The organism is Pseudooceanicola marinus, assembly GCF_002786295.1.
GTDB classification, from domain to species: Bacteria; Pseudomonadota; Alphaproteobacteria; order Rhodobacterales; family Rhodobacteraceae; genus Pseudooceanicola; species Pseudooceanicola marinus.
Window position 1 is genome coordinate 241,119 of the sequence record NZ_PGTC01000018.1, and the last position, 19,886, is coordinate 261,004.

The 19,886-nt window shown below is 67.8% G+C and carries 19 protein-coding genes and 1 tRNA gene; 11 read left to right on the top strand and 9 right to left on the bottom strand.

All coding sequences use genetic code 11. The features are described 5' to 3' along the window. The first annotated feature begins 9 nt into the window (after positions 1-9). From CVM50_RS15205 to CVM50_RS15220, 4 genes are all read left to right on the top strand, one after another. Positions 10-1,179: an alpha/beta hydrolase family protein gene (locus tag CVM50_RS15205; RefSeq protein WP_085888288.1), complete on the top strand. Its 1,170-nt coding sequence runs from the start codon at positions 10-12 to the stop codon at positions 1,177-1,179. A 1-nt stretch (position 1,180) separates the two neighbouring features. Continuing rightward, a complete protein-coding gene (locus CVM50_RS15210) occupies positions 1,181-2,152 on the top strand; it encodes a fumarylacetoacetate hydrolase family protein (RefSeq protein WP_085888289.1) in 972 nt (323 codons plus the stop codon). Further along, entirely contained in the window at positions 2,149-2,916 is a 768-nt protein-coding gene (locus CVM50_RS15215) for a cyclase family protein (RefSeq protein WP_085888290.1), read from the top strand. The genes CVM50_RS15210 and CVM50_RS15215 overlap by 4 nt, the downstream gene beginning before the upstream one ends. Positions 2,917-3,334: 418 nt before the next feature. Further along, positions 3,335-3,727, top strand: coding sequence for a DUF2312 domain-containing protein (locus CVM50_RS15220; RefSeq protein ID WP_085888291.1), 393 nt, complete (start codon positions 3,335-3,337; stop codon positions 3,725-3,727). A gap of 345 nt (positions 3,728-4,072) precedes the next feature. Here CVM50_RS15220 and CVM50_RS15225 read toward each other — a convergent pair. Further along, positions 4,073-4,148 (bottom strand) — tRNA-Val (locus CVM50_RS15225). A 48-nt stretch (positions 4,149-4,196) separates the two neighbouring features. Between CVM50_RS15225 and CVM50_RS15230 the strand changes: the two genes are divergently transcribed. Both CVM50_RS15230 and CVM50_RS15235 read left to right on the top strand, forming a co-directional pair. Further along, positions 4,197-4,973, top strand: a complete 777-nt coding sequence (locus CVM50_RS15230) for an HAD-IIB family hydrolase (protein ID WP_085888292.1) — start codon at positions 4,197-4,199, stop codon at positions 4,971-4,973. 19 nt (positions 4,974-4,992) lie between these two features. After that, the gene (locus tag CVM50_RS15235; protein WP_085888293.1) at positions 4,993-6,213 is read left to right on the top strand and encodes a glycosyltransferase family protein; all 1,221 of its coding nucleotides are present in this window, start codon (positions 4,993-4,995) and stop codon (positions 6,211-6,213) included. 250 nt (positions 6,214-6,463) lie between these two features. Here CVM50_RS15235 and CVM50_RS15240 read toward each other — a convergent pair whose 3' ends face one another. Beyond that, positions 6,464-8,212: a sugar phosphorylase gene (locus CVM50_RS15240; RefSeq protein WP_085888294.1), complete on the bottom strand. Its 1,749-nt coding sequence runs from the start codon at positions 8,210-8,212 to the stop codon at positions 6,464-6,466. Between the two features lie 598 nt (positions 8,213-8,810). Between CVM50_RS15240 and CVM50_RS15245 the strand changes: the two genes are divergently transcribed. The 5 genes from CVM50_RS15245 (at position 8,811) to CVM50_RS15265 (ending at position 14,471) form a co-directional block, all read left to right on the top strand. Then, positions 8,811-11,081 carry an SEL1-like repeat protein gene (locus tag CVM50_RS15245; RefSeq protein WP_157792201.1) on the top strand — a complete coding sequence of 757 codons (2,271 nt, stop codon included), beginning with the start codon at positions 8,811-8,813 and terminating at the stop codon, positions 11,079-11,081. A gap of 112 nt (positions 11,082-11,193) precedes the next feature. Next, positions 11,194-12,018, top strand: a complete 825-nt coding sequence (locus CVM50_RS15250) for a DUF459 domain-containing protein (protein ID WP_085888296.1) — start codon at positions 11,194-11,196, stop codon at positions 12,016-12,018. Then, on the top strand, positions 12,002-12,835 hold the full coding sequence (locus tag CVM50_RS15255) for a DUF459 domain-containing protein (protein WP_085888297.1): 834 nt from the start codon (positions 12,002-12,004) through the stop codon (positions 12,833-12,835). Before CVM50_RS15250 ends, CVM50_RS15255 begins: the two co-directional genes overlap by 17 nt. A gap of 9 nt (positions 12,836-12,844) precedes the next feature. Continuing rightward, positions 12,845-14,230, top strand: a complete 1,386-nt coding sequence (locus CVM50_RS15260) for an MBOAT family O-acyltransferase (RefSeq protein WP_085888298.1) — start codon at positions 12,845-12,847, stop codon at positions 14,228-14,230. Positions 14,231-14,240: 10 nt separating this feature from the next. After that, positions 14,241-14,471, top strand: a complete 231-nt coding sequence (locus tag CVM50_RS15265; protein WP_085888299.1) for a hypothetical protein — start codon at positions 14,241-14,243, stop codon at positions 14,469-14,471. 17 nt (positions 14,472-14,488) lie between these two features. On the opposite strand, the gene CVM50_RS15270 is transcribed toward CVM50_RS15265, so the two are convergent. The 7 genes from CVM50_RS15270 to CVM50_RS15295 form a co-directional block, all read right to left on the bottom strand. Beyond that, positions 14,489-15,733, bottom strand: coding sequence for an Hsp70 family protein (locus CVM50_RS15270; protein WP_085888300.1), 1,245 nt, complete (start codon positions 15,731-15,733; stop codon positions 14,489-14,491). Positions 15,734-15,827: 94 nt separating this feature from the next. After that, positions 15,828-16,223 carry a CBS domain-containing protein gene (locus CVM50_RS15275; protein ID WP_085888301.1) on the bottom strand — a complete coding sequence of 132 codons (396 nt, stop codon included), beginning with the start codon at positions 16,221-16,223 and terminating at the stop codon, positions 15,828-15,830. After that, positions 16,220-16,390: a hypothetical protein gene (locus CVM50_RS21750; RefSeq protein ID WP_198431912.1), complete on the bottom strand. Its 171-nt coding sequence runs from the start codon at positions 16,388-16,390 to the stop codon at positions 16,220-16,222. The genes CVM50_RS15275 and CVM50_RS21750 overlap by 4 nt, the downstream gene beginning before the upstream one ends. 1 nt (position 16,391) lies before the next feature. Next, a complete protein-coding gene (locus CVM50_RS15280; protein WP_085888302.1) occupies positions 16,392-17,378 on the bottom strand; it encodes an FAD:protein FMN transferase in 987 nt (328 codons plus the stop codon). A gap of 3 nt (positions 17,379-17,381) precedes the next feature. Beyond that, on the bottom strand, positions 17,382-18,614 hold the full coding sequence (nqrF, locus tag CVM50_RS15285) for an NADH:ubiquinone reductase (Na(+)-transporting) subunit F (RefSeq protein ID WP_085888303.1): 1,233 nt from the start codon (positions 18,612-18,614) through the stop codon (positions 17,382-17,384). Further along, positions 18,611-19,222, bottom strand: coding sequence for an NADH:ubiquinone reductase (Na(+)-transporting) subunit E (gene nqrE, locus CVM50_RS15290; protein ID WP_085888304.1), 612 nt, complete (start codon positions 19,220-19,222; stop codon positions 18,611-18,613). Before nqrE ends, nqrF begins: the two co-directional genes overlap by 4 nt. Then, on the bottom strand, positions 19,222-19,884 hold the full coding sequence (locus CVM50_RS15295; protein WP_085888305.1) for an NADH:ubiquinone reductase (Na(+)-transporting) subunit D: 663 nt from the start codon (positions 19,882-19,884) through the stop codon (positions 19,222-19,224). The genes nqrE and CVM50_RS15295 overlap by 1 nt, the downstream gene beginning before the upstream one ends. Between the last annotated feature and the right edge of the window lie 2 nt (positions 19,885-19,886).

Below are 19,886 nucleotides of genomic sequence, written 5' to 3' on the forward strand. Positions count from 1 at the left end.
ACCCTCCCCATGGCGATGTTCAACTATTTCCCCAACTACGTCTGGAACCTGACCGTCTCCATCGCGCTCGGCTCCGGCGGCCAGATCGGCGAGATCATGGACATGTGCCAGCCGCTGCTTGAAAAGGCGAAGAACGGCGAAGACGCAGGCACGCGCGAGTTCATGCACGCTTGGGTTCGCGTCGCCGATAAGTTGATCGGGCTGGCGGAAGAGGAAGAAGCCGAGGGCCGTTTCTTCTCGGCTGGAGAGATGCGCAAGCGCGCGGCGCTCTACTACATCGTCGCCGAACGCATGCAGGGCCAGGGCGATCCGGAACGCATGGTCACCTACAAGAAGGGCCTCGCGAACTTCGCGCAGGGCACCCGGCAGGCCGGCGACAAGGTCCAGCGCTTCGAGGTTCCCTACGGCGACAAGGTCATCCCCGTGCTTTACACCCCCGCCGAGGGAGTCGAGGGCCCGGCCCCTGCGGTGGTCTACCTGAACGGCCTGGATAGCTGCAAGGAGCTGCTCTACTGGTCCTGGCTGCCCCATGAACTGGCCAAGCGCGGCATCGCCACGCTCTGCGTCGACCAGCCCGGCACCGGCGAAAGCCTGCGCCTGCTGGACCTGCCTGCGCATTACGACAGCGAGAAGTGGGGCACCCCGATCTACGAATGGCTGGCGGCTCGCGACGACGTGGACGCCGCGCGCATCGGCATCACCGGCATCTCGCTGGGTGGCTACTACGCGCCCCGCGTCTGCGCCAACGAGCCGCGCTTTGCCTCCGGTGCCGTCTGGGGCGCCAACCACAACTGGGCCGAAGTGCAGCAGAAGCGCCTGAAGCGCGAGGGCGAGAACCCCGTGCCGCACTACTGGGACCACGTGAAGTGGGTCTTCGGTGCCAAGGATATGGACACCTTCTTCGAGAAGGCAGCGGGCTTCTGCCTCGACGGCCAGATGGAGAAGATCAAGGTGCCCTTCCTGGTCACCCATGGGTCCAAGGACCGCCAGATCGCGCTCGACTACGCGCATCAGTCCTACGACCAGCTGGTCAACTCACCGCTCCGCAAGCTGAAGATCTTCACCGAGCGTGAAGGCGGCGTGGAGCACGTGGGCGCCGACAACATGAGCTTCGGCCGCAACTACATCGCCGACTGGTTCGCCGAGACCCTCGGCGGTCGCACCGGCGTGGAGGGCTGAGATGCGCTTTACCACTCTCGCAGACGGCAGCTCCGACGGGCGGCTGCACCTGGTCAGCCGTGACAACAGTCGCTGCATTCCTGCGGCGGCGGTCTCCAGCCTGAGGCTGCTGATGGAGGACTGGGACAGCTTCGCCCCGGCGCTCGAGGCGGAATATGCCGCCCTGAACGACGGCGGCGGCGCCCCCTTCCAGCCCGCCGAAGCGCTGGCCCCCCTGCCCCGCGCGTGGCAATGGCTGGACGGGTCGGCCTATGACAGCCACGGCGCGCTGATGCAGAAGGTCTTCGGCGCCGATCCGAACCCGGAAGGCCGCCCGCTGATGTACCAGGGCATGTCGCATTGCTTCCTTGGCGGGGCGCAGGACGTGCCGCTGCCCTCGGAAGACGACGGCATCGACTTCGAGGGCGAATTCGGCGTGATCTGTGACAGCGTCCCGATGGGCAGCACGCCCGCCGAGGCCGCCGCGCGCATCCGCCTGCTGGTGCAGATCAACGACTGGTCGCTGCGCGCCATCGCCCCCGTCGAGATGAAGACCGGATTCGGCTGGGTGCAGGCCAAGCCCGCCTGCGCCGTGGCCCCCGTCGCGCTCACCCCCGACGAGCTGGGCGAGGCCTGGCGCGACAGCCGCATCGACCTGCCGCTTCAGGTAGACCTCAACGGTAACCGCTTCGGCCTCGCCGAAGGCTACCCGATGAGCTACGGCTTCGACCAGCTCATCGCCCATGCCGCGCAGTCGCGCGACCTGGTGGCGGGTACGGTGCTGGGCTCCGGCACGGTCTCGAACGAGACCTACCGCGAGGTGGGGTCGACCTGCATCGCCGAGCGCCGGGCCATCGAACTGCTGGACGAGGGCAAGCAGAGCACCCCCTACATGCACTTCGGCGACCGCGTCTTCATGGAGTGCCGCAGCCGCGACCAGTCACCGCTCTTCGGGGCCATCGACCAGCAGGTCGTCAAGGGAGGCCGCGCATGAGCCGCCGTATCATCGATCTCTCGGTCACGCTGACCGACGCCTTCCCCACCGATCCGCCGGGCATGGGCCCCTCGATCGAGTACAAGGCCCATGACACCGGCGCCGAGGACTATGCCCGCATGTTCGGCATCCCCGTCGAGCACCAGCTGGACGGGGCCGGCGCGGCCGCAGAAAAGCTCTCGCTGACCACCCACAACGGCACCCACCTGGATGCGCCCTGGCATTATCACCCGACGATGAACAAAGGCGAGCGCGCCATCACCATCGACGAGGTGCCGTTGGAATGGTGCATGGGGCCGGGCGTGAAGCTCGACTTCCGCGACATGCCCGACGGCCACGTGGTCACCGCCGCCGAGATGGCAGCGGAGTTCGACCGCATCGGCCATGAGCTGAAGCCGGGCGACATCGTGCTGGTCAACACCCGCGCAGGCGCCCTCTACGGAGAGCCGGGCTACCTGGCGGCGGGCTGCGGCATCGGACGCGAGGCGACGCTCTGGCTGACCGAACGCGGCATGAAGGTCTGCGGCACCGACGCCTGGAGCTGGGACGCGCCGCTGAAGGGCGTGGCAGACAAGGCCAAGGCCACCGGCCAGTGGGATCTCTTCTGGGAAGGCCACAAGGCCGGCGCCGAGACCGTCTATTGCCACATGGAGAAGATGGCCAATCTCGACCAACTGCCCGACAACGGCTTCGAGGTCATCTGCTTCCCGGTGAAAGTGGCCCGCGGCTCCGCCGGCTGGTGCCGCCCGGTGGCCTTGCTTTAGTCCTGTCGGCATCGGGGCAAGCATAGCGCACTCAAAGGCGCAGACTGGGCAACGTCACAGGTTCGACGACGCTACCTTGTCGTGAGAGGTATCGACCTGCCAGAGTTCCGGCTCCGCAAAGGTGCCCGAGCCACCGCGAACCGGCGCGCCGACGACTGCAGCGCGGTCTTCGGCTGTGGCCGCCTGAGGGGCTTCTGCCCAAGCTGGCAGACGGCTGCATCACCGCCGACGTCTGGTACGATGTCCAGGGGAAGACCAGACCGCCACCTATAGCCTCGCCCTGCTCTCTGAGTTCGCCCGGATCGCGCCCGCCTTCACCCTCTCCAGCGCCGCGCGCGGAGAGCCCGCCCGCATCGTCACCGAGGATCCCGACGCGCTCTGGGTTCTCATGCCGACGCGCGACTGAGGGGGTGGGGCGATGAAGGACATGGGGTTCCCAAAGGCATCAAAGGACGATGCCGGGTTGAAAGAGACCGACGCGGACCGCGAGGTGCGAGACGGCGCTTTCCGCGTGGCGGCAGGCGAGCTTCGCAGCTTCATCGAGCGCCTCGAGCACCTGGCGGCGGAGAAGAAGGACATCGCCGAACAACAGAAGGAGGTCATGGCCGAGGCCAAGGGGCGCGGCTACGACGTGAAGGTCCTGCGGCGGCTGCTCGAACTCACCTGGGATCGCATCGACTTCGAGCGCGGAGTGATCAATTTGCGGCTCGCGGATGCCGCCACCCGGAAAGGGCGCGCCATCGTTCCGATGAAGTGCAGCACGAGAGCAGCACTACAGGTGGCCCACGGCGCAGCGCTGTCGACTTCGTGATCGAGTACGGCGGACGGCAGGTCAAATCCATCAAGAAGGGCGTCTCAAACGCTGTCGAGCGCTCAGGAATCGGGCACGTTCGGATCCATGATTTGCGTCATACTGCGGCGGTCACGATGCTTTCCGCGGAATCCCCATCGAGAAGGTGGCGCAGGTTCTCGGACACTCTAACATATCCGTCACCTACTCGACCTATGGCAGATATCTACCCGAACACATGCAGGATGCGGCGAATGTTCTGGACTTCGCGTCCATCTCCAAGCTGAACTAGGTTCAAAGACCCAGAGCGCGCTTCGTCAAGGAGCAGCAAGGCAGTAACAAGTGACTGATAATATTAGTGAAAAGTGGTGGGTGATGAGAGACTCGAACTCCCGACATCTTCGGTGTAAACGAAGCGCTCTACCAACTGAGCTAATCACCCGACGGACGCCCGATTACCCCAAAGCGGCAGAGGGGTGCAAGTGGTGACATGACAAAACCTCCGTTCATGGTCTTCACCGATCTCGATGGCACCCTGCTGGACCACGAGACCTACTCCTACGCGGCCGCCCTGCCCGCCCTGTCGCAGCTGCGTGCGCGCAACGTGCCTGTGGTCCTGGCCTCCTCCAAGACCGCGCCGGAGCTGCATGCCCTGCGCGAGGAGTTGCGGCTGACCGCCTCGCCCGCCATCGTGGAAAACGGCGCCGGGCTGCTGATGCCGCACGAGGCCCCGCCAGAGGCGCCCGAGACCTACCAGCGGCTGCGCGCCGCGTTGGACGAGATCGCCCCCGCGCTGCGCCGCCATTTCCGCGGCTTCGGAGACATGGGACCCGAAGGTGTGATGGCCGATGCGGGGCTGCCCGCCGACAAGGCGCGCCTGGCCTGCCAGCGCGCTTATTCCGAACCGGGTCTTTGGGACGGCAGCGCCGAAGAGCGTCGCGCCTTCCTGGAGGCGCTGAAAGAAAAAGGCCTGCACGCCCGACGTGGCGGCCGCTACCTGACGCTCTCGTTCGGCGGCACCAAGGCCGATCGCATGGACGAGGCTGGCGCCCTCTTCGATCGCCCCCATACCATCGCACTCGGCGACGCGCCCAATGACCGCGAGATGCTGGACCATGCCGACATCGGCGTCATCATCGCCAATCCCCATGGTGCGCCGATGCCCGAACTTTGCGGCGAACGTAGCGGCAGCATCCTGCGCAGTAGCAAAATCGGCCCTGCGGGATGGAACGAGATGATGCTGAAGTTAATATCAAGACTGACCTGAACGACGAGGGGGACACCCGGTGGCAGACTTTCACCAGAACGGCAACATTGCCACCATCCACAACCTGCGCACGCGCTCGTCCGAGGATATCACCCGCGAACTGAACAGCTTCGGCGCCAGTCGCAAGATCTCCCTGGTGCTGCCCTCGCTCTATTCCGAACTGGAAGGCGACGCGCTGCCCAACATCCTCAACGAACTGGCGCAGGTGCCCTATCTGCACCGGATCGTCATCGGCCTCGACCAGGCGACCGAAGACCAGTACCGCCACGCGCGGGAGTTCTTCTCGGTGCTGCCGCAGAACCACGTGGTGATCTGGAATTCCTCGCCCCGCATGCAGGCGATCCAGGACCGGCTGGCGGGACTGGGCCTGGGGCCGATCGAGGACGGCAAGGGCAAGAACGTCTGGTCCTGCCTGGGCTTTCTGATCGCCTGCGCCGACAGTTCGGTGGTGGCGATCCATGATTGCGACATCGTCACCTATGAAAAGGACCTGCTCAACCGGCTGGTCTACCCGGTGGCCAACCCCTCCTTCCCCTACCAGATTTCCAAGGGGTTCTACGCGCGGGTCGGCAGCAACAAGATGAACGGCCGGGTCAGCCGCACCCTGGTCTCGCCCATCCTGATCGCGCTGAAACGCACCATCGGGGATCGCGACTACCTCGACTACCTGCGTGCCTTCCGCTACCCGCTGTCCGGCGAGATGGCGATGCGCACCGGCATCCTGCCCGACCTGCGCATCCCCTCGGACTGGGGGCTGGAGATCGGGGTGCTGTCAGAGGCCTGGCGCAACCTGGCACCAAAATCCGTCTGCCAGGTGGAGATCGCGGACAACTACGACCACAAGCACCAGGATCTTTCGCCGGAGGACAAGACCAAGGGCCTGTCGCGCATGTCCATCGACATCTGCAAGGCCATGTTCCGCAAACTGGCCGCCGACGGCACCGTCTTCAACGAGGAGGTTTTCCGCACGCTGAAGGCCACCTACTACCGCTCCGCCCTGGACCTTCTGGACAGCTACTACAACGACGCCAAGGCCAATGGCCTCTACGTCGACCGCCATGCCGAGGAAACGGCGGTGGAGCTGTTTGCCGAGAACATCATCGCCGCCGGGCACATGTTCCTCGCCAACCCGCACGAAACCCCCTTCATCCCGACCTGGAACCGCGTCCATTCTGCCGACCCGGACCTGATGTCGGACATGCTGAAGGGCGTGGCCGCGGATCTCGAAGAATACAAGTAACGCGCCCCGAGGCAGGGGGCGCTGCCCCCGTCTCCGTGCCGGAGACTCCCCCGGAGTATTTCTGACGACGTGAAGAGGCGGGACGGTGGCCCCCGTAGCGGCCGACTTTCGCAAGGGGCGCGTGCCACGCCCGACGTCCGGGAGGCTGTCACCTCTCCGGGCCCCGCCCCCTCGTTCACCTCGGAAAAAATACTCTCGCCGAAGGCAGGTGCCAGTCAGATCCACGCCCTGAAACGATCACGCGCCCGGCCTAGCCGCGGTTGGTGATCCAGCGGCACTGGTAGGGCGCGAAGGGAATCGGACCGCCATCGGGGCGGATCGCCTCGCCCGAGAGCAGGTCCACCCAGTCCTCGCCGTCGATCAGGTTGATCGCCATCGCGTCGATCTCCAGCGCATCGTCGGAGACGTTGTGCAGGGCAAAGATCGACTGATCGCGATCCAGGCTCTGCCGCCAGAGGCCGAAGATGCGGTGATCCAGTTGCAGGGTGAACTGCGTGGCATTGGGGTGGAAGGCGCGCTGACGGCGGCGGATGCCGATCCGGCGGCGCATTTCCTCCAGCACCTGGTGCTGGGTGGTCGAGGGATCCTCCAACAGCCCGTGCAGCTCCTCGTAATCCCAGCGGTGACGGTTGATCGCGCGGTTGTGGCCCGACTTCTCCACCCCGTCCTGGTCGTTGGGGGTGGCCAGCAGTGAGTGGATGTAGAAGGCCGGGATGCCCTCCAGCGCCATGACCAGCGACTGCGACGCCAGAAAGCGTTCGATCTGGTGCGCGTCCTCGCCCGCGAAGGTGCCCTTCATCGCTTCAAACCAGGTGATGTTCAGCTCATAGGGCGCCTCGCCCCCGCCCGGCAGCGCGCGCATCGACACGCGGCCGCCGAAGTCCTTCATCTTCTGCACCACCTCGCCGGTGTCCTCCGGCGTCAGTATGCCCTCGGCGGGGCGCATGCCGATCCCGTCATGGGAGGCGGTGAAGTTCAGGTAGGCGCAGCCCAGTTGCGCCGGCGGCATGGAGCCCTGCCAGCGGATCAGGTTCTTCGCCGTGCCCGACAGCATGGCATGCAGGACCAGCGGCGGCAGGGAGAAGTTGTAGACCGCATGGGCCTCGTTCCGGTTGCCGAAATAGCTGAGGTTCTCCGCGTTCGGCACATTCGTTTCGGTCAGCAAGATAATGGATTCACTGGAAAAATCCGCGAACAACCGCATCAGGCGCACAATGGCGTGGGTCTGCGGCATGTGGATCGACTTGGTGCCGATCTGCTTCCAGATAAAGGCCACCGCGTCCAGCCGGATGATCCGCACGCCGTTGTCGACATGCAGGCGCATCACCCGCAGGAATTCCTTCAGCACCTCGGGGTTGCGGAAGTCCAGGTCGACCTGGTCATGGCTGAAGGTGCACCAGACATGGCGGATCCCGCGCGAGGTGTTCACCTCCCGCAGAAGCGGGTGGGTCCGTGGGCGCACCACGTCGCTGAGGTCGTCGTCGGGCGAGGCCTCGAAGAAGAATTTGTCATAAGGATCATGGCCTTGACGGTAGGCGTTAAACCAGGCAGAGCTGCTGGAGACGTGGTTCAGCACCAGGTCCGACATCAGCAGGAACTCGGACCCGATCCGCTGGATGTCCGACCAGTCGCCCAGCACCGGGTTCACCGCGCGGTAGTCCGTCACCGCGAAGCCGTCGTCGGAGGTCCAGGGGAAGAAGGGCAGGATATGCACCCCGTTGACCACCCCCGACAGATGCGTGTGCAGGAAGTGGCGCAGCAGATCCAGCGGCTTGTGCTGGCCGTCGACGATCGAGTTGCCATAGGTGATGACCAGCGCATCCCGTTCCGACCATTGCCGATTGCCCGGCACCCGGCCCCGGCGGCGGCGGGTCGTACCCTCGGGCCAGAAGGCCTCGGCCAGCTCCTCTGCCAGGGTCTCGACCTCGTGATCGGGATAGATCTGGCGCACCAGCGTTTCCAGCTTGTGGTGGAAGGTCGACGAGGACTCTGCGGTCATGTGAGCGTGGCTCCCTTGTGACGTCCTCTTGATGTCCCAGATCGCGCAAGGGGTTTCAAGCGCGCAGCGCCGCCGTGCCCCGGTCGGGCCTCTCGCAAGGCCCGCCGGCGCTGCAAATGGCCGTAACCTGTGCACAGCCACCGGCGGCGCGCGCCGGGCCGCACGATTCGCCGTGGTCACCATGCGGCCCGCCGCGACCCGTTCGGCACTACATCCCGTGGCAACGCCGCACGTCTGAGTTGAGGCAGACGGGAAAGCATATCCGCTTTACACGCCCCGATGCCCGAAACCCGTGTCTGCCGGGTGACGTTCCGGGCCAGCAAGGCCGAAACCGGACCCAAACAGGGTTGACAGATGCCGGGGCGCTCCGCCCAATGTCGGGAATTATCGGTTGTTTATCCGGCATTTGTCCGCCCCGGCTGCACCACCCGACAGGCCCTGTGGCCGGATCGCACGCAGGTACGGGCCGATGCGACGGAGCCATTAGCCTCCCTGCCCGCCTTCGGGATAGACGGAACGGAACCAACGGCCGGATCTGGAATGACGTAAGAGGTTCTTAATGCGGTTTGGCCCCGGCATGCTTTTCCCGAAGCCGCGCTTGTCCCGTCTCAGCACGCAGACCCTTCTCGGCGCGGGTCTGCTGGCAGGTCTGTCGGGTCTTCCCGCAGCCCGGGCGCAGACACCCCCGTCCCCGGAGATGGCGCTTCTGAGCCTCGCCACCGAGGCCAGCGCGCCGGAAGCGGAAGGTATCGGGTTCTATCCCCTGGCCACCTTGCCGGACGCCGACGCCGTCTCGACCCTGATCACCGCCACTATGCTGCAAAGCCGCGCCGTGTCGACCATCGGCGCCGCCGGCCCCGGCGACAGTGGTCTGACGGCCGCCAGCGCCCCCAAGCAGCTGGTGCTGGAAACCGCTTTTGAGCTGACCGGCGGCCAGGACCAGCCCCTCGGGCTGCGCCAGGGTGGACAGGATCTGTCTCCGCAGGACTTTGGCCCCGGTATCGCGGCCCTCGCCAGCGGGTTCGGCCCCGGGGATCAGGCGGCGGCCGTCGCCGTCATGTCTGATCCGCAGGACCTGTTCCCAGGCCAGATCGGCCCCCTGCGCGAGATGCTGGGGGTCAGTGATTTCGGCCTCTGGGTGCTGTTGATCGCTCCCGGCCCCGAGGCCGAGGCCCGTAGCGCCTGCGCCGCGCCGCTGGCCCGCGCCGTCACCCTGTCGCTGCTGGCGGGCGTGGCCGATCGCCCGGCCTTCGGGGACGGAGATGGCGCCACCTCCTTCGCCGAGGCGGAAACCTTCGTCACCCGCAGCCTGACCCGCGCCCTGGCCCGGGACACCGGCTGTCCCGGTGCCTATGCGGTCGTCTTCGACCACGGCGGCGAGGCCGCGGCGCCGGTGCTGCAACACGACAGCCCGGTCTACATCCCCGCACTGCAGGCCGACCTGACACTGGAGGAATTCGAGGCCGAGTTCCTGGCCGCCGGGACCGACCCGGCCCCGATCCGCGCCTACCTGGACAGCTGCCGGTTCTGCCCGACGGCCCCGCAGCTGGAGGCGCGGCTGACCGAGATCGACCGCCGCGCCGCCCAGGCGGCGATCGAGGACCAGATCTGGACCCGTATCACCAGCGCGCCGGAGAACGCCGCTCGCCTGCAGGTCTACCTGGACCGCTGCGAGCTCTGTGCGCATCGCACCGAGGCCGAAGAGACCCTGGCCCGCCTGGCTGCCAAGGCCGAGGCCGCCGAGGCCGAAAGCCGTCTCTACGCGAAGCTCGCCGCCTCCTTCGACCTGGAGGGGCTGCGCGACTACGTCGAGAGCTGCGTGACCTGCGAACATGTCGAGGCCGCCCGGGCCCGCATCGCGGAGATCGAGGCCGATGCCGCCTACGACGCCGAGGCCGAGGCGCTGGAGCAGGCGATCCGCGCCCGCGACACCGACGCGATCCGCGCCTGGATCGAGGACTGCGCCTATTGCGACCGTCGCCCGCAGGCCGAAGCCGCGCTGGACGATCTCGCCCGCCGGGCCGAACTGGCCGGCCCCTGCCTGCGCGCGGCCGCCGTGTCGCAACTGGGGGGGCCGCGCCTTCTGAGCGACATCGACCAGGCCGCGGCCCGCGCCGCCTGCGACGCCGCCCTGGCCGCCTTCCCTAACGACCCGGCCTTCCTGACGATCTCCGGACGCATCGCCCAGGCCGCCGGTGACACCGCCGCCGCCAGGCAGGCCTATGAGGCCGGCATCGCTGCGGGCGTGCCCATGGCGCACGGCCTGGCAGGCTACATGCTGTTCGACCCGGCCGAGGGCGACGGCGCCCCGGACTACGACCGCGCCGAAGAGCTGGGCCTGGCCGGCGCCGCCCTGGGCGACTGGCTGTCGCAGCAGCTTCTGGTCCTGCTCTATTCGCAGAATTTCATCGACGGCAAAGGCGCCGATGATGCCTTCGCCGTGGCCGAGACCGTCGCCGCCGAGGGCGATCCGGTGTCGCAGTATTTCCTCGGCTTCTTCTTCCTGCGCGGCGATGGCCCCTCGGGCCGGCCGGATCCGGAGGCCGCTCGGGAGTGGCTGAAGCACTCGGTCGACGCGGGCTATGTCCCGGCAATGACCCTGCTGGCCGAAACGCTGGAAACCGCCGTGGCGCAGGAGCCGGAGGCAGCCACCGAGGCTGCCGCGCTCTACCTCGATGCGCTTTACGAAGACGACCGGCTGGCGCTGGAAAAGCTGACGACCCAGCTGCGCGAACGCAACCGCGCCGTGGTGCGCGCCGTGCAGTCTCGCCTGCAGGAGGCTGGCGTTTACCGGGGCGCCCTGGACGGGCTGCCGGGTCCGGGCACGATCAACGCGGTTGAGGCCTACGCGGCACTGCCCGACAATTGAGACACGACAGCACTAGCCCACGGCCCCGCCCCGGCGGCGGTCGCGACAGGGTCGGAACACAGGCACAACAGACAGCGGCCCGCGTGGGGTCGGGCCAACAGGGGACAGACGCATGACACCGAACCGAAACCGCATGACCCGCCTGCGCCACGCGGCCCTGGGCACGCTGGCCGCCGCCGCGCTGGCCCTGCCCCTGGCGCCCGACGCGGCCCGCGCCCAGGGCGTGGTGCCCATTGTGACCACCATGGGCCTCGACAGCCTGTCCTGCCCGCGCTCCACCGTGCGCCTAGGCGTGCTGGGCGACAGCCTGGCCGACGGCCTCTGGGGCGCCGTGCAACGCGCCCTTGGCCAATGCGGCAGCGTCGAGGTTCTGCGCCTCACGCAGGTCAGTGACGGGCTGACCCACACGCCCCCCGAGGAATGGATCCAACGCTTCAACGCCGCCACGCAAAGCACTGATGCACAAGACGTTTTCATCGTCCAGATCGGCGCCAACGACCTACGCCCGCTGCGCGACGACCGCAGCCGCGTGCCTTACGGCACCCCCGAATGGGACACGCTCTACGCCAAGCGCGTGGGCGAGCTGGCCAGCGCCCTGTCGGACCGCGCCGACCGCCTCCTCTGGGTCGGCTTGCCGGTGGTGGGCGAAGGCAAATTCGAACCCGAGTATCAACACGTCAACGCCCTGATCTCGCAGACGCTGACCGCGCTGAACCTGCCCTTCCACGACATCCGCGAGCTGTCGCGTTTCGGCGCCGAGGATTTCGCCATGAACGCCGTGGTCAACGGCAGCACCCGTCAGCTGCGCGCGCCCGATAAGATCCACTTCACCCCACTGGGGTACGAGTTGATCGCCGCTGCCCTGGCCCCCGAGATCAAGGACGCCATGGCCACCCGTGAACGCAAGGCGATCTTCGGCAATGCAGCGCTTCAGTAAGGTCCGCCGCGCCTTCGGGCTGATGCTGCTGGCGACGCTGCCGGTGGCGGGCTGCACCTCCGCCCAGGATCTGGGCCAGCTGCTGACCCGTCCCGAGGGCAATGCCCGCGCCCTACCCGTCGCCCAGCCCTCGCGCCGCTTCTCGGCGGAGGCGCCCGCGACGCTTCTGGTCATCGGCGACAGCCTGTCCGACGGCTTCGGCATGCTGCTGATCCAGAGGGCCCAGGCGCGCGGGCTGCACCTGCGGGTCGTCAATCGCGGGCGCAATTCCACCGGGCTCAGCCGCGGGGATTTCTACGACTGGCCCGGCAATTTCTCCCAAATGCTCGCCGCCACCCGGCCCGATTTCACCGTGGCGCATTTCGGCTCGAACGACATGCAGTCGATCCGTACCGCCGAGGGCACCGTACCCTTCCAGACCGAGGCCTGGGACAGCGCCTACAAGGCCCGCGCCAGTGGCATCGTGGCCGAAGCGGCACAAGCCGGGACCCTGTTCTACATGCTTGGGCCGGCGCCCGACCGGAACACCAATCTCAACGCCCACCTGGACCATATCAACCCGCTGCTGGCCCAGGCTGCGCAGGAGAACGGCGGGATCTACTTCCCGCTGGAACCCCATGCCTCCGGCGAAGGGTTCACCTGGGTGCCGACAACACAACTGGGGGACCAGACGCTGACCATCCGTTCCGGCGACGGGTCGCATTTCACCATCCGCGGCTACCAGATGGTCGCAGACCTGGTGCTGGACGACCTGGTGCGGCGCTTCCCGTCGCTGGCACCGGCCCCGGAGCAGCTGACCTTCATCGCCTTGCAGTAAGCCCGGGCAATGGTCTTTCCGACACTCGACTTCGTGCTGTTCTTCACGGCTGTTCTGGGGCTGAACCTGGTGCTGTTCGCCTGGAACGGCTGGCGCAAGGGGATGCTGCTGGCGGCCTCCTACTGGTTCTACGCCGCCTGGGATGTCCGTTTCCTGGCCCTGATGACCGGGGTGATCGTCCTGGCCTGGCTGGGCGGGTTGCCGGGGCGGCGCAAGGCCACGGCGCTGCGCGCGCTCTGCATCGCGGGGCTGCTTGGGTGCCTGGCGTTCTTCAAGTATTTCAACTTCTTCCTGCTGTCCTTTTCCAACCTGCTGGGGGATGCGGGCCTGTCGCGTGATTTCAGCTGGGCGCAGGTGGTCCTGCCCGTGGGGATCTCCTTCTACGTCTTCCAGGGGATCAGCTATATCGTCGACTGCGCGCGCGGTGACTGCGCCGAGCGCCGCAACCCCTTCGACGTGGCCCTGTATGTCAGCTTCTTTCCACAGCTCGTGGCGGGCCCCATCGTGCGCGCCGCCGATTTCCTGCCGCAGCTCGACCGGCCCGAACGGCCCGACGCCGCCATGCGCGGGATGGCCGTGGCGCTGATCCTGGCAGGGATGGTGAAGAAGCTGGTGATCGCGAATTACATCGCCGTGCTGCTGGTCGATCCGGCCTATACCGATCCCGCGTCCCAGGCCGCGCCGCAGGCGCTGGCGGCTATGCTGGGCTATGCGGTTCAGATCTACTGCGACTTTTCGGGCTATTCCGACATCGCCATCGGCGTGGCGCTTCTGCTGGGTTATCGGTTCAATGCCAACTTCAACCAGCCTTACCGCGCGGCGTCGTTCCGCGAGTTCTGGCAGCGCTGGCATATCTCTCTGTCGACCTGGATCCGCGACTACCTCTACATCCCGCTGGGCGGCAGCAAGGGCGGCAAGGGCCGGCAGGCGGTCACGCTGCTGGTGGTCATGGGGCTGGCGGGCCTCTGGCATGGGGCGGCCTGGACCTTCGTCCTCTGGGGGCTGGCCCATGGGGCGCTGGTGGCCGTCGAACGGCTGACCGGGCAGCACCGCGCGACGCGTGCGCGGGGCTTGCGCATCGCGGTGGTCTTCGCGCTGGTCACGCTGCTCTGGCTGCCCTTCCGCGCGCATGACATGGACCAGGTGGGTCAGATGCTAGCCGCCCTCACCCGTCCGGCCAGCGATTACGCCGTGCCATTGCACGGCTTCGCGCTGTTGCTGATCGCCGCCGGGCTGGCGCTGAACGCCCTGCCGCTGCGCTGGTTCACCCGGTCTGGCCAGGCTTTGGCGCGCGTCGCGCCCGAGGTGCAGGCCCTGGCGCTGGCCGCCGGGCTGGTCCTCTGTTTCGCCATGGCGCAGGAGGGCGTGGCGCCCTTCATCTACTTCCAGTTCTAGGGGGATGAGTATGGCCCGCAACCTGCGTTTCTTCCTCACCCTCTGCGCCGCGCTGGTCCTGCTCTGGGCCTTTTCGGGCGAGCGGATCGTCGACTGGGCGTTCGAGCTGCCCCTGCCCGACGCCCTGATGGATCCGCTGCTGACCGCGGTCTTCTGGGGCGAGGATCTGAAGGCGGCCCTGGGCCTGCCCGACCTGTTCGGCGCGCTGCGCGACACGCTGCACCGGCTGGCGGGTCTCTAGGGTCTCGGGCCTCCCGCTCAGGCGGTGGCCAGCGCCAGCCCGTCCACAACGGCCGTAAAGGCTTCGGATCGGCGCAGGGTGGCGGTCGGGCTGATGCCCTGCGCCTCTTCCTGCACCAGCCCCATCAGGGACGACCCGCCGACGAGGATCACGGAACTGACCTGCCCCGACGCCACGCCGCCTGCCACCAGCGTGTCGTAGATCGCACCGCGCAGCGCCTCGCGCGCCTCCGACAGGGCCGCGTTGACCGACCCGGCGGTGGTGCGCACCGTGAGGCCGCGTTCCACCATGCCCATGTCGATCTCCCCGGCCCCTTCGGGGCCATTGGCACCGATCTTGCCGCGTTCCACGGCGAAAGCCAGTTCGTGCCCCAGCTGGTCCTCGATCACCCTGGCCAGGCGCCCCATGCGGGCGGGATCCACCGCATGGACCTCCATGTCGGCCACCGCGCGGGCGGTCTCGGCGGTGTAGAGGAAGGGGATCTTGGCCCAGGTCGACAGGTCCACATAGATCGGTTTCGGCACCGGCAGCAGCCCCTCCCCGAAGGTGCGGCGCAGCTCTCCGCCCAGGCCCAGTTCGGGCATGGCATGGGTCATCGACACCGCGTGGTCGAAATCCGTGCCGCCCAGGCGGATGCCGTGGCTGGCGATGATGCCGATGCCATTGCCCTCGGCCCGAAAGAGGGTGAAATCCGAGGTGCCGCCGCCGATGTCGACGATCAGGCCGACCTCGCCCGGGTGGCCGTCGCCCAGGCTGGCCAGGGCGGCGGCCTCGGGTTCGAACATGAACTGCACCTCGCTGAACCCGGCGGCGGCATAGCAGCCGCGCAGATCCGCCTCGGCCTGGGCATCACGCTCTGGGTCGTTGCTGTGGAAATGGACCGGGCGGCCCGACAGGGCGCGGGTGAAGGTCCGGCCCGTTTCCGCCTCGGCACGGGTCTTCATCGCCACGAGGAAGGCCGTCACGATCTCGGCCAGGGTGCGGCGCTTGCCGCCGACCAGCCGTTTTTCGTGAAATAGGCTGGTGCCCAGCACGGATTTCAGCGCCCGCATGTAGCGCCCTTCATCGCCGGCGATCAGCGCCTCCGCCGCCGCCGCGCCGATCCGCATGGCGCCGGTGTCACTGTCGAAGAAGACGGCCGTCGGCAGGGTTTCCTCGCCCGCCTCGATGGCGATGCGGCGCAGCGTCCCGCCCTCCAGGATCGCCGCAGCGGAATTGGAGGTGCCGAAATCGATGGCCAGGACAGGTTCGGAGGCGGACATGACAAGCTCCTGCGTCGGAAGAGCCTGCCGGGCTATCCGATCCGGCGGAGACCGGCAAGGCGCAAAGCGCGCCCGCCCGTCTCTCCCCCCGGTCTCAGCCCATGTCCATCAGTGCCGCCAGCACGTCGGACCGGCGCAGCATACCCACCACGCGGCCCTCTTCCACGACCGGGAAGACCCGGTGCGGGCAGTTGGTGAAGGCCTCGGCGGCAGAGATCAGGTCGTCCTCGGCGTTGCAGGTGATGGCGCCCCGGCTCATATTCTCGGCCACGTTGCCCTTCCATTCCTGGTAGTAGGAGGCATAGAGCGCGGGGCGGAAACAGTCCTTCTGACTGAGGATGCCGACCAGCAGCCCCTCGTCGTCGACCACCGCAGCGGCCGCCGCCCGCGCCTCGACCAGAAGGGCGGCAGCGCGGCGCATGGGGGTCTCGGGGGTCACTTCCACCCAGTCGGTCTGCATCAGGACGGAGACGCGGGCCTCGGTGCTCATGCCTCGCCCTCCCTGGCCGCGATCCGGTTGGGGCAGATCTCGCAGGCCTTGCCGCATTTCGCGACGCCCCCGCAGGAGGTCTGCACCGGGTCGCGCCCGAAGGCCAGGCCCAGGGCCAGACCGCCTGCGGCCAGCAGGAAGATGGCGAGGACGAGGAACAGTTCCATCTCAGACCCCTTTCAGGTGGGTGGCGAAGGCGCCGGTGGTCTCGGACGTCAGCCCGCCGGGCGCGGCCTTGACAAACAGCGCGTCGATCCCGGCGCGGCGGGCCAGCGCGGGCCCCTCGGCGCCTGCGGCGAAAAGCGCGGTGGCCCAGCCGTCGACCTCCATGGCGGAGGCGCCCAGCACCGAAACGGACAGCGGGCCAGAGGCCACGGGCGCGCCGGTCTCCGGGTCGATGATATGGCCGTAGCGGGCGCCGTCGAGCGTATAGCTCTGCGTCTTCAGGCCGGAGGTCGCAACGGCACCGGTCAGCGACAGGATGCCCGCGAGGCCGGTGGTCCCGGGGCGCGGATCCTCCACCGCGACCTGCCAGGCGCGCCCCTCGGGGTGCCCTCCGCGCGCGGCCAGTTCTCCACCCAGGTCGATCAGCAGGTCGTCGTGGCCCGCGGCCTGAACCAGCGCCACCATCCGGTCCAGCGCATGGCCCTTGGCGATGCCACACAGATCCAGCGTCAGACCGGCCCACGCCTTGATGACGGCGCCGTCGTCCGCCGTCAGCCCGTGCCAGTTCGCCGCGCCATCACCGTTGATCGGGCCGAAGCCCCAGCGGGCGACCTGCGGGCCGACCGTGGGGTCGAAATGCCCGCCGCTCCGCTCGGCCAGAGCCAGCGCCGCGCGGGTCACCGCCAGCGTCTCGGCGGGCAGCGCACAGGTGCCCGCCCCGGCGGCGTTGAAGCGGCTGATGTCGCTGTCGGCGCGCCAGGGCGACATCTGCCTGTCGATCCCGGCCAGCAGATCCATGATCGGCCCGCGCAGCGTCTCTATCCCCCGGCCCGCAGGCAAGGTGACCTGCCAGCTGGTGCCGAAGGCCGGGCCGGTCAGCGTTTCCACCGCGCGGGTACCCGCCCGCAACAGTCCCGGCAGGGCCAGGGTCGCGGCGGCCCCGCCCAGCAGGGCGCGGCGGGTCGGTCGTTTCGAGAAGTCGCTTTGCATGGCTCAGGCTCCGAAATCGTCCTTGTAGATGTTCTCCGGCTCGACCCCGAGCCGCTCCAGTGTGGCCAGCACGGCCGAGATCATGACCGGCGGGCCGCAGAGGTAGTATTCGCAATCCTCGGGCGCGGGATGGCCCTGCATGGCGCGCATCACCGTCTCGTGGATGAATCCTGTCGCCCCGGTCCAGCGGTCGCCCGGCGCGGGGTCTGACAGGGCCGGTGTCCAGTCGAAGTTCGGGTGCGCCTCGGCGATGGCATTGAACTCCTCGACGTAGAAAAGATCCGCGACGGAGCGCGCACCGTAGAAATAGCGCATCTTGCGCGTGGTCCCCGCCCCGATCTGTTCGTGGATCATCGCCCTGAGCGGCGCCATGCCGACACCGCCGCCGATGAACACCATGTCCGAGGTCGTGTCCTGCACGTGGATCTCCCCAAACGGTCCCGACACCTCGACCACGTCGCCCGGCTGGCGGGCGAAGAGCCAGGAGGACACCTGCCCCGGCGGGATCTCTTCCTCGCGCCCTGCGGGCGGCACGGCCAGGCGGATGTTGAAGACGACACGGCCCGCAGCGGTATCCTCGGGGCGCGAGGCGATGGAATAGGCGCGGGTCACCTGATCGTCGATCTCCGAGGTCAGGCTGTACCAGCGGGCCTGGTGCCAGGCGGCGCGGAAGGTCTCATCCACCGGCATATCGGCGAAATCCAGGCTGTAGGCCGGCGCGTTCAGCTGCATGAAGCCCCCGGCGCGGAAGTTGAAGTCGTGCCCCTTGGGCAGCTCCAGCACCAGTTCGCGGATCAGCGGGGCCATCATGCGGTTCGACACCACGGTGCAGTCGAAGCCACCGCCGCCCGACAGGAAATCCTCCGGGACGGTGACGGAACAGGGGCCACGCAGCTGCGTCTGGCAGGCCAGCCGCTTGCCCGCCTTGCGTTCCGCCGCCGACAGGATACCGCGTTCGGTGGCGCCCGCCTCGCCTGCGCCCTCCCCCTCGACCACCACGCGGCAGAGCCCGCAGGTGCCCGAGCCACCACAGCCCGCCGGGATGCCGATGCCCGCGCCATGCAGCACGCCCAGCAGTCGGTCGCTGCGATGCGCCTCGATCTCCTTCGTGCCGTTCACGGTGATAGTGATGCCCCCCTGCGGCACCAGCCGCCGCCGCGCCAGCAGCAGGCCCAAGGTCAGCCCCACCACCAGCAGGACAACGATGAGGGAGGCGAGGAGGATCTCGTCGGTCATTGCGCGGCCATCTGTGCGAAGGAGGAGAAGCCGAGCGACATCAGCCCGGCCAGGATGAAGGTGATGCCCAGGCCCCGCAGCCCGGCGGGCAGGTCGGCATAGGCCAGCCGCGCCCGGATCGCCGAGAGCATGATGACCGAGATCGCAAAACCCGTGCCGCCGCCGATCCCGAAGACGAAGCTTTCGGCCAGGTCATAGTTGCGTTCGACCATGAAGAGGCTGCCCGCCAGGATGGCGCATTGCACCGTCAAGAGCGGCAGGAACACCCCGAAGGCCGCGTGGACCTTGGGCAGGAAGCGATCCAGCAGCATTTCCAGCAGTTGCACAATGGCGGCGATGACCCCGATGAAGGCCACCAGGCTGAGATAGGACAGGTCGATTTCAGGATAGCCCGCCCAGGCCCAGGCGCCGGGGGCCAGCAGGGCGTGGTAGATCAGCTGGTTCAGCGGCACCGTCACGCCCATGACGGCGATCATGGCGATGCCCAGGCCCACGGCCGTCTCGGGCCGTTTCGACAGCGCCAGAAAGGTGCAGAGGCCGAGGAACAGCGTCAGCGGCAGGTTCTCGACAAAGGCCGCCGACAGGAAGAGGGACCAGAGGTCTGCCATCACGTGCCCTCCTCCACCTCTGGCGGCACCGTGTCGGGCGCCTCCGCCTGGTCTGGCCAGATCGAGCGGATGGCCCAGACCAGCCCGCCCAGGATGAAGAAGGCCGAGGGCGCGAGCAGCATCAGCGCCAGCGGCGTGAACCAGCCGCCCTGTTCAACCAGCGGCAACACCTGAAGGCCCATAAGGCTGCCCGCGCCGAACAGCTCGCGCAGGGCGCCGACGAGGCACAGGATCAGCGAATAGCCCAGCCCGTTGCCGAGCGCGTCCACCATCGAGCGCCCCGGCGGGTTCAGCCGCGCGAAGCTCTCGGTGCGGCCCAGCACCAGGCAGTTGGTGGTGATCAGGCTGACGAAGACCGAAAGGCTCTGGCTGATCTCGAACAGATAGGCCTGCAACAGCTGGTCGATGACGATCACCAGCGAGGCCACGATGACAATCTGCACGATCAGCCGGATGGTGTCGGGGATATGCCGCCGGATCAGGCTGATGACGCCGGCCGACAGCACCAGCACCGTGGTCAGCGAGGCCGCCATGGTCAGCGCCGTGGGCAGCGAAGTGGTGACCGCCAGGGCCGAACAGATGCCGAGGATCTGCAGGGTCACCGGGTTCTGCCGCACCAGCGGATCTGTGAAGGTGGACCAGAGGGGGGACGGCGCGGTCATGG

What these genes read in the sequence shown, in the direction of transcription:
- CVM50_RS15295 (WP_085888305.1), bottom strand. Translation starts at nt 19,884, where the DNA reads ATGACCGCGCCGTCCCCCCTCTGGTCCACCTTCACAGATCCGCTGGTG.
- CVM50_RS15280 (WP_085888302.1), bottom strand. Translation starts at nt 17,378, where the DNA reads ATGCAAAGCGACTTCTCGAAACGACCGACCCGCCGCGCCCTGCTGGGC.
- CVM50_RS15260 (WP_085888298.1), top strand. Translation starts at nt 12,845, where the DNA reads ATGGTCTTTCCGACACTCGACTTCGTGCTGTTCTTCACGGCTGTTCTG.
- CVM50_RS15275 (WP_085888301.1), bottom strand. Translation starts at nt 16,223, where the DNA reads ATGAGCACCGAGGCCCGCGTCTCCGTCCTGATGCAGACCGACTGGGTG.
- CVM50_RS15265 (WP_085888299.1), top strand. Translation starts at nt 14,241, where the DNA reads ATGGCCCGCAACCTGCGTTTCTTCCTCACCCTCTGCGCCGCGCTGGTC.
- CVM50_RS15215 (WP_085888290.1), top strand. Translation starts at nt 2,149, where the DNA reads ATGAGCCGCCGTATCATCGATCTCTCGGTCACGCTGACCGACGCCTTC.
- CVM50_RS15240 (WP_085888294.1), bottom strand. Translation starts at nt 8,212, where the DNA reads ATGACCGCAGAGTCCTCGTCGACCTTCCACCACAAGCTGGAAACGCTG.
- nqrF (WP_085888303.1), bottom strand. Translation starts at nt 18,614, where the DNA reads ATGACCGACGAGATCCTCCTCGCCTCCCTCATCGTTGTCCTGCTGGTG.
- CVM50_RS15205 (WP_085888288.1), top strand. Translation starts at nt 10, where the DNA reads ATGGCGATGTTCAACTATTTCCCCAACTACGTCTGGAACCTGACCGTC.
- nqrE (WP_085888304.1), bottom strand. Translation starts at nt 19,222, where the DNA reads ATGGCAGACCTCTGGTCCCTCTTCCTGTCGGCGGCCTTTGTCGAGAAC.
- CVM50_RS15255 (WP_085888297.1), top strand. Translation starts at nt 12,002, where the DNA reads ATGCAGCGCTTCAGTAAGGTCCGCCGCGCCTTCGGGCTGATGCTGCTG.
- CVM50_RS15210 (WP_085888289.1), top strand. Translation starts at nt 1,181, where the DNA reads ATGCGCTTTACCACTCTCGCAGACGGCAGCTCCGACGGGCGGCTGCAC.
- CVM50_RS15250 (WP_085888296.1), top strand. Translation starts at nt 11,194, where the DNA reads ATGACACCGAACCGAAACCGCATGACCCGCCTGCGCCACGCGGCCCTG.
- CVM50_RS15270 (WP_085888300.1), bottom strand. Translation starts at nt 15,733, where the DNA reads ATGTCCGCCTCCGAACCTGTCCTGGCCATCGATTTCGGCACCTCCAAT.
- CVM50_RS15230 (WP_085888292.1), top strand. Translation starts at nt 4,197, where the DNA reads ATGACAAAACCTCCGTTCATGGTCTTCACCGATCTCGATGGCACCCTG.
- CVM50_RS15220 (WP_085888291.1), top strand. Translation starts at nt 3,335, where the DNA reads ATGAAGGACATGGGGTTCCCAAAGGCATCAAAGGACGATGCCGGGTTG.
- CVM50_RS21750 (WP_198431912.1), bottom strand. Translation starts at nt 16,390, where the DNA reads ATGGAACTGTTCCTCGTCCTCGCCATCTTCCTGCTGGCCGCAGGCGGT.